7 protein-coding genes are annotated in these 8,519 nt (G+C 67.5%); 4 read left to right on the top strand and 3 right to left on the bottom strand.

Annotated features, from left to right (window positions below):
- Positions 1–233: 233 nt before the first annotated feature.
- The 3 genes from DTQ71_RS17485 to DTQ71_RS17475 form a co-directional block, all read right to left on the bottom strand.
- On the bottom strand, positions 234–2,576 hold the full coding sequence (locus DTQ71_RS17485) for a TRAP transporter permease (RefSeq protein WP_109565589.1): 2,343 nt from the start codon (positions 2,574–2,576) through the stop codon (positions 234–236).
- 138 nt (positions 2,577–2,714) lie between these two features.
- Positions 2,715–3,719, bottom strand: coding sequence for a TAXI family TRAP transporter solute-binding subunit (locus DTQ71_RS17480; RefSeq protein ID WP_109565588.1), 1,005 nt, complete (start codon positions 3,717–3,719; stop codon positions 2,715–2,717).
- 288 nt (positions 3,720–4,007) lie between these two features.
- Entirely contained in the window at positions 4,008–4,430 is a 423-nt protein-coding gene (locus tag DTQ71_RS17475) for a Fur family transcriptional regulator (RefSeq protein WP_109565587.1), read from the bottom strand.
- 143 nt (positions 4,431–4,573) lie between these two features.
- Here DTQ71_RS17475 and DTQ71_RS17470 point away from each other — a divergent pair, with 143 nt between their 5' ends.
- From DTQ71_RS17470 to DTQ71_RS17455, 4 genes are read left to right on the top strand one after another with little or no spacing between them, the layout of a single operon-like run.
- Entirely contained in the window at positions 4,574–5,524 is a 951-nt protein-coding gene (locus DTQ71_RS17470) for a metal ABC transporter solute-binding protein, Zn/Mn family (RefSeq protein WP_109565586.1), read from the top strand.
- A 32-nt stretch (positions 5,525–5,556) separates the two neighbouring features.
- Positions 5,557–6,360: a metal ABC transporter ATP-binding protein gene (locus DTQ71_RS17465; protein ID WP_109565585.1), complete on the top strand. Its 804-nt coding sequence runs from the start codon at positions 5,557–5,559 to the stop codon at positions 6,358–6,360.
- Positions 6,357–7,571: a metal ABC transporter permease gene (locus DTQ71_RS17460; protein WP_109565584.1), complete on the top strand. Its 1,215-nt coding sequence runs from the start codon at positions 6,357–6,359 to the stop codon at positions 7,569–7,571. Before DTQ71_RS17465 ends, DTQ71_RS17460 begins: the two co-directional genes overlap by 4 nt.
- The gene (locus DTQ71_RS17455; protein ID WP_109565583.1) at positions 7,571–8,503 is read left to right on the top strand and encodes a metal ABC transporter permease; all 933 of its coding nucleotides are present in this window, start codon (positions 7,571–7,573) and stop codon (positions 8,501–8,503) included. Before DTQ71_RS17460 ends, DTQ71_RS17455 begins: the two co-directional genes overlap by 1 nt.
- Positions 8,504–8,519: the final 16 nt, after the last annotated feature.

Genomic DNA, 8,519 nt, shown 5'->3' with positions numbered 1-8,519 from the left:
CCTCAACGCTCAGTTGCGCGTATTTCCGGCCCATTCCTCGACTCCTTCCATCCGACAAGTCATTGTCATCGAAAGAAAGTCGCAGTTGGAAGTAGCGCGCACCGGGCTACGTCAATTAGTGAGATAATCAGGATTATGTAATATGGATTGATCCCCGAGCGGCACTTCGCGCGGCTCCGGCCGCACCGAACCGGCAGCGTCCTGCGGCGATCACGCCGCCGCAGGATCGCCCGTCAATCCGCGCCGCGTACCGGGATGGTTGCGCCCGGGTTTGGCCGGACGACGCGCTGGATGAAGTAGATGCCGACCGCCAGCCCAAGCCCGACCAGATCCGAAATCAGCCCGCCCTCGATCATGAACAGCGCCGCCGCGATCAGTCCGACGCGGAGGAACCACGCGGGCCGACCGCCGATGAACCAGCCCTGGACGCCGGCGCTGAGCAGGAAGACGCCGAAGGTCGCGGTGATTGCCGCGCGGATGACCTCGAACCAAGTGCCGTCCATCAGGATCGCCGAGTTGTAGAAGAACATGAACGGCACGATGAAGGCCGCGATGCCGATCTTGAACGACGCGACCGAGGTCTCCATCGGGTTCGCGCCGGAGATCCCCGCCGCCGCATAGCTCGCCAGCGCCACGGGTGGCGTGATCGCCGAGACCACGGCGAAGTAGAACACGAAGAAATGCGCCGTCAGCTGCGGGATGCCCAGCTGAACCAGACCCGGCGCCACGACCGAGGCCGCCACCGCATAGGCCGCCGTCGTCGGCATTCCCATGCCCAGCAGGATCGCGATGCACATCGCGAAGAACAGCGCCAAGAGCTGGCTCACCCCCGCGAGGTCCAGCAGCACCGCCGAGAAGCGCGCTCCGACGCCCGTGAGGGAGATGACGCCCACGATGATCCCCGCGCAGGCGCAGACGGCGATGATCTGGATCGACATGATCCCGGCAAGCTCGAACGCCTTCAAGATCGCGCGCGGCCCCATGCCAGAGACCGCCGCAGCCGGCAGGCTGTCGGGGAAAAGGCGCACCATCATCACCGGCAGCCAGGAGACGACGGCGGCCGCGACAGTCGCCAGCGTGCCCGCCCGGATCACCGAATAGCCCATGAAGAGCGCGACGATCAGGATGATGATCGGCACGAAGAGGTAGAGCTGCTTCATCAGCATGACGAGGCGCGGCAGCTCGTCTTCGCGCATGCCGCGCATCTTCAGCTTGGCGGCCTCGAAATCGACCATGAAGTAGATCGAGGCGAAGTAGAGGATCGCCGGGATGATGGCCGCGATGGCGATCTCCTGGTATGGGATCCCCGTGACCTCGGCCATGATGAAGGCCCCTGCCCCCATGATCGGTGGCATGATCTGCCCGCCGGTCGAGGCGGCCGCCTCGATCGCACCGGAGGTCTGCCGCTTGTAGCCGACCTTCTTCATCAGCGGGATGGTCAGCGAGCCGGTGGCGACCACGTTGCCCGCACTCGTCCCGTTGATCATGCCCATCAGACCGGAGGCGAAGATCGCCACCTTGGCCGGACCGCCCCGCGCGCGTCCCGCCGTCGCGAAGGCGAAGTTGACGAAATAGTCGCCCACCTTGGAGGCCTGAAGGAAGGCCGCGAAGATGATGAACAGGATGATGTAGGTCGAGGAGACCGCGGTCGTCGGCCCCAGGATGCCCGCATCCGAGTAGACATGGCCGAAGAACCGCTGCCAGGTATAGGGGTTCTGCACCGCCAGGATGCCGGGCAGCAGGTGGGCCGTGAAGGTGTAGACCAGGAAGATGCCGGTGATGACCACCAGCGCCAGGCCGGCCACGCGGCGCGTGAGTTCCAGGATCATCGCTGAGCCCGCGGTGGCGGCAAAAGCCACGCCGATCGGCACGAAGGGCGTGCCGACCGAGTTGCGCGCCGCGGTGTCGTAGATGGCGATCAGGTAGATGGCGACCACGGCCGCGCAGAGCACCAGGACGATGTCGGAGGCGGCGAAGGCGTCGCGCGGACGCCGCTCGAACCATCCGAGCACGATGGCGCCGAAGGTCGCGATCATCAGCGGGATGCCGAACCAATAGACCTCGGCCGCGTAGATCTCGGTGCCCGGGAAGGCCGCCCAGGTCGTCAGGCCACCCATTTCGGGCAACTCGCCCGAGTTGATCTGTCCGACGAAACCGATCGCCGTGATACCGGCGACAAGCGCCGGGACCGCACAGGCTAGGGCGACAAGGGAGACGATCCGGTTTCCGGACGATTGCTCTCCGGGGGCGTCCTCCGCGAAGGCCGCGGGCGCAAACAGAAGAAAACCCAGCGCCAGCGCGCCGGCGATATGAACGATACGGAAATTCCAGGTCTCAAGAGGGACTTCCGGCAGGAAAGGCAACTCGATGCCCGTCAGGTTCGAGACGGAGACGCCGTTCAGCGCAAGCATGTGGAACGCCGCGTAGACGGTCGCGACCGTCGCGATGAAGATGAAGGCCGCGCCGCTATAGGTGCGGCGGTTGCGCTCGACCGGTTCCTCGTCGACGCCTTCGGCGATCACCGTGCCGGTGGGATCTCGGTCTTCCGCCTCTTGGTCGATCTTGCTCTCGGCCATGGGCGGACCTCCTCTATTGAGCGCCGTGGATCGCGTGTCGGGGGCGCTGGTCTGTTGAGAATTGTTGACGACGGGACAGTCGAAATGCAAGGGCCGCGCGGGTGGCGCGGCCCCTGACAAGTTCCTACTGGCGACGGATCAGTTCCCGTGGATCTGGTCGGCCGGAATGTCGGCGCCGGCATTCTCGATGAACCACTGCGCCGCGCCCGGATGCCAGGGCAGAACGCCGTTGTTCTTGTCCCAGTTCTCGGGGAGCGTCGACGCGGCGGCGCGGTGGATGTTCACCATCCTCTCGTTGTCGGACATGACCACGTCCACCACGGCGTTCACGAAGCTCGCCGGTAGATCGCAATTGGCGATCGCGAAGTTCCACATGGAGACCGAGCGGGCCGGCGCCTCGAGCGTCGTGTAGACGTCGGCGCCGATCTCGAATTCGGAAACCGGGAAGGCGTCCAGGATCGTCGCCTGCTCTTCCTCGGTGAACTCGATGATGTTCACGTCGGTCTGCACTTCCAGCTGGCTGACGGCCGGGACGGGCACGCCGGCGGCGAAGGCGATGACGTCCAGCAGGCCGTCCTGGAGCTGTCCACCGAGGTCCGACCAGCCGCCGTTGCGCCGCTCGAAGTCGACGCCCAGCGTCTCCATCATGCGCGGGAAGTAGGTGTCGGAGGTGGAGCCCGCCGGACCGAAGCCGATCCGCGCGCCCGCCGGGATCTCGGAGATCGACGTGATGCCCGACGAGCTCAGCGCGGTCACCGAGAACGGCGTCTGATACATCGGGAACATCGCGCAGGCATTGGTCATCGGCAGGCCGGGCGCGATCGGATTGGTGCCGGCGATGCTCTCGGCCGCGGGGCCCATCGTGGTCATGCCGAAGGCCGCGTCGCCGGTATGGACCAGCGCCATGTTCTGCATCGGGCCGCCGGTGACTTCGCCGCCGCCGGAGATGCCGAGCTCATCGGCCACGAGGTTCGCCCAGCCCGAGCCGTAGGCGAAATAGGTGCCGCCCTGCGACGCGGTGCCGACGGTGAAGCTTTCGGGCCAGCCGGTCCGGTCCACATGGCCGTCGGCGACAGCGGCGCCGACGCAGAAAACTGAAGTGGCAACGCTAGCCGCGAGCCGGTTGATGGTCTGAGTGCGCATAGTCTTCCTCCCAAGGATGATGCCCGTGGCCGCTTCGTGGTGGCGGCCTCGGGCGCGTCCTGCGCTGTTTCACGCATAGCGGTGGGTATAGAGCGCGGGTTGGGGGCCTCAACTGCAAAAATGTTGAGGCGGGCCTCCTCGGCGCGCGACTCCGGCTACCGGACGCCCTGCCCGCGGCCAGGCCCACGCGCCACCGGAGACCCCCTGCCCCGCTGGACGCCCCCTGACAATTCGGAGGGCCGACGCGCGGAATGTGCCGGATCGCTCCCCTGGACGGCAGCGGTCCGGCTATCCCGCCTTGCGACAGTAGAGTTCCAGCCGATGGGCGACGATCTCATACCCATGTTCGGCGGCGATGCGGGCCTGGAGCGCCTCGATCTCGCGGGAGACGAACTCCCGCACCTCGCCCGTCTCCACGTCGATGAGGTGATCGTGATGCGGCCGCTCGGCCAGCTCGTAGCGGGTGGCGCTCCCATCGAAGGTATGGGTGCGCAGAATCCCGGACTCGGTGAGCACCGACAATGTCCGGTAGGCCGTGGCCTGGCTGATCGACGGGTCATGGCGTCTGGCCCGGCGCAGAACCTGATCCGCGTCCGGGTGATCGCGCGCCTCCGAGAGGACGCGGGCAATCGCCTGGCGCGGGCGCGTGATCCTCAGATCCGCGGCCCGCAGAAGCGCGTCGCCTTCGCTGCTGTAAAAGTGCTCCGCCATGACTCGGCACATAACCGCGCCGGCGACAGAACTCAACGTTTCTGAGAACGTCTTTCACCACCCTTGACGTTGCGAACGGTTCGCATATCTCTGGGTTCATAAGGCATCCCGCACGAACGGGTATCCTCATGGGAGCGATTTACATGACACTGTCCAGAAGGGCCCTCGCGGCTCTGGCCCTCATCGTCTGTCTGCCCGCCGGCTGGGCCGCGGCGCAGGATCGTCTGGATATCGTCGCGACGACCGGCATGATCGCCGATGCGGCGCGCGAGATCGGGGGTGATCTGGTCGATGTCCGCTCGCTGATGGGGCCTGGGGTCGACCCCCATGCCTACCGTCAGACGCGCACCGACATCACGGCGATGGTGCGCGCCGATCTGGTGCTCTGGAACGGCCTTTATCTTGAGGCGCAGATGGAGGAGTTCCTGCTCGATCTCGGGCAGGACAGGCCGGTCGTAGCCGTCGCCGAGGCGGTCCCGGAGAACCTGCTCATCGGGTCCGAGGATTACGAGGGCCGTTTCGACCCGCATCTCTGGATGAACCCCAATCTCTGGGCGCGGGTGGTGCTCAATATTCGCGACGCCATGGCCGAGGTCAGCCCCGAACACGCGGCGGCCTTTTCGGCGAATGCGGAGGCCTATGTCTCCGAACTCAACGATCTCGCCCGCTACACGACCGAGGTCCTCTCCTCCGTTCCCGTCGAGAGCCGCGTCCTCCTGTCCGCTCATGACGCGTTCAACTATTTCGGCAACGCTTATGGCTACGACGTGATCGGCATTCAGGGGATCTCGACCGAATCCGAGGCCGGGCTCCAGCGGATCGGCGAACTCGTCGACCTGCTCGTTGCGCGCGATATCGGCGCGGTTTTCGTCGAGACCTCGGTCTCGGACCGGAACGTGCGTGCGCTGATCGAAGGCGCAGCGGCCGCGGGCCACGAGGTCGTCATCGGCGGAGAGCTCTATTCCGACGCGATGGGCGAGCCGGGCACCTATGAAGGAACCTATATCGGCATGATCGACTCGAATGCGACGACCATCGCCGCGGCCCTCGGCGGCGAGGCGCCCGCCCGCGGCATGCAGGACCTGCTCAATTGAGCTGCGCCCCCGCACAGCGCCCGCCGCGGCCCATGGTCGCCGCGCAAGACGGCCGGATCGCCCAGGAGCCGCCGCCCTCGGACGCCGCGCTCGCCGTGCGCGGCCTGACCGTCTCCTACGGAGAGAAGCCGGCGGTGTTCTCGGTCGACGCGACCTTTCCGGCCAAGACGATGTCGGCCATCATCGGACCGAACGGCGCGGGGAAGTCGACGCTTCTAAAGGCGGCGCTCGGGGTGATCCCCCGGCTGTCGGGCGAGATCCTCGTCTTCGGCAAACCGATCGACCAGGCCCGCGACCGCATCGCCTATGTGCCGCAGCGCGCGAGCGTCGACTGGGACTTTCCCACCACCGTGCTCGACGTCGTGCAGATGGGGCTCTACCGCAAGGTCGGGCTGCTGGGACGCCTGTCGGGCGCGATGGCGGCGCGCGCGCGCGACTGCCTGGCCCGCGTCGGAATGCAGGATTTCGCCCATCGCCAGATCGGCCAGCTCTCCGGCGGCCAGCAGCAGCGCGTCTTCCTGGCCCGCGCCCTGGCGCAGGATGCCGATCTCTATCTGCTGGACGAGCCCTTCGCCGGGGTCGATGCGGCGACGGAGCGCGCGATCATCGACGTGCTGAAGACGCTCCAATCCGAGGGGAAGGCGGTCGTCGCCGTGCATCACGACCTCTCGACGGTGCGCGACTATTTCGACCACGTTTTCCTAATCAATGTCCGGCGCATCGCCGAAGGGCCCGTCGCGACCACCTTCACGGCGGAGACGCTCCAGGCGACCTATGGCGGGCGTCTGGCTGCGACCCATCTCGACGAGTTGGCGGTGGCGGGCGGCGCCCAGTGAGCCCTTTCTTCGAAGCCCTGCTGCTACAGGCGGGCTATAACGCGGCGCTGGTCGCCATCGGCGCGGCGCTTCTGGGTTTCGCGGCCGGGTCTTCGGGGACGTTTCTCTTTCTGCGCAAGCGCGCGCTGGTCTCGGATGCCGTGGCCCATGCGACCCTGCCCGGCGTGGGGCTCGCCTTCATCGTGATGGTCTCGCTGGGCGGCGACGGTCGTAGCCTGCTGGGCCTTCTTCTCGGCTCGGCCCTGACAGCCTGGATCGGGCTGCTGACGATCGAGTGGATCACGCGCAGGACGCGGCTGGCAGAGGACGCGGCCATCGGCGCGGTGCTGGGCGTGTTCTTCGGGATCGGCATCGTCCTGCTGACCGTGATCCAATCCATGAGCGCGGGGCGGCAGGCGGGGCTCGAAAGTTTCCTGCTGGGCTCCACGGCGGGGATGCTGTTCCAGGACGCGGTGGTCATCGCGGTCGGCGGATCGCTGACGGTCTTCGCGACCTGGCTGTTGCGCCGCCCGATGACGCTGGTGGCCTTCGACGGCGATTACGCCGCCGCCTTGGGCTACGACGTGCGGCGCATCGACCTGCTGATGATGGGCCTCGTCATGGCCGTCACGGTGATCGGGCTGAAGCTCGTGGGCCTGATCCTGATCGTCGCCATGCTCATCATTCCCGCCGTCACCGCCCGTTTCTGGACCGAGCGGTCGGGCCGGGTGATCTGGGTCGCGGGCGCGGTGGGCGGCTTGTCGGGCTATCTGGGCGCGGTGCTCTCGGCTTCGGCGCCGGCGCTGCCAACCGGGCCTATCATCGTTCTGGTCGCGGCGGTGCTCTTCGTGGTCTCGCTGCTTTTCGCGCCGGGCCGCGGCGTGCTGGCCGCCGTCCTCCGCCATCGCAGCTTCCAGGCCCGCGTGCATCGCCGCCAGGGCCTCTTGGCGCTGGCCGCGCAGCACCCGATCCGCGAGGCCTACACCTTGCGCCTGCTCGCCCGCGAAGGGCTGGTCCGCCCCGACGGCGTGCCGACCGAGGCCGGGCGCGCCCAGGCCGCCAAGGTCGCCCGCGACGAGCGCCGCTGGGACGTGGCGCGCGAGATCCACCAGGATGCGGGGCTGACCGGCCGCTACGATGGCGTGACCCCGATCGAAGAGGTCTTCACCGCCGACGAGATCACCGAGTTCGACCGGCGGCTCGGCCCGCCAACCGCCGTGGGGGGCGCGTGATGGGGGCCGAATTCGTCCAGTTCTCGCTGACTCCGATCCTGATCGGGACGCTTGCGGCCATCGCCTGCGCGCTGCCGGGCAACTTCCTGATCCTGCGGCGTCAGGCTCTGATCGGCGACGCGATCAGCCATGTCGTGCTGCCGGGCATCGTCGTGGCTTTCCTGCTCACGGGGGTCGTCGCCGCGATCCCGATGCTGCTGGGCGCGGCGGGCGCGGCCGTCGTCGCGGTGATCCTGATCGAAGCGGTCAAGCGCCTGGGCGGCATCGAGCCGGGCGCGGCGATGGGCGTGGTCTTTACCACCATGTTCGCCGCCGGCGTCCTGATCCTGGAGCAGTCGGACACGAGCCGCGTCCATCTCGATGTCGAGCACGCGCTGATGGGGAACCTGGAATCGCTCATCTGGTTCCGCGCGGATGGCTGGGGGTCATTGCTCGACCCGGTCGCGCTCGCCTCCTTGCCCGACGAGCTGCCCCGCATCGCGATCGTCTGCGCCATGGTGGTCGCGCTCACCGTGCTGTTCTGGCGCTGGCTCAAGATCTCCACCTTCGACGAAGGTTTCGCGGAGGCGCTGGGCATCCCCTCTGCGGCGGTGGGGTTCGGACTGGTGCTGACGGCGGCGGTCGCGGCGGTCGCGGCCTTCGACGCGGTGGGCTCGATCATCGTGATCGCGATGTTCATCTGCCCGCCAGCCGCCGCACGGCTGATGACGAACCGCCTGGAACGTCAGGTCTGGTGGTCGGTCGCCTTCGCCACGCTGTCGGCGGTTCTAGGCTATGTCCTCGCTGGCTACGGCCCGCTCTGGTTCGGGGCAACGCATGCGGTCAGCGCGGCGGGCATGATCGCGGTGGTCTCCGGCGCCATCCTGGGACTCGCCTGCCTCTTTGGGCCGCATCGCAGCCGCATCGGTATCGGCCGCCAGGACGCGGCCTGACCGGCGGGCCGTCGCG

Source organism: Jannaschia seohaensis, from assembly GCF_900116765.1.
GTDB lineage: Bacteria > Pseudomonadota > Alphaproteobacteria > Rhodobacterales > Rhodobacteraceae > Jannaschia > Jannaschia seohaensis.
The sequence above is the reverse complement of the archived record's forward strand: the minus strand, read 5'-3'. Positions and strand labels throughout refer to the sequence as shown.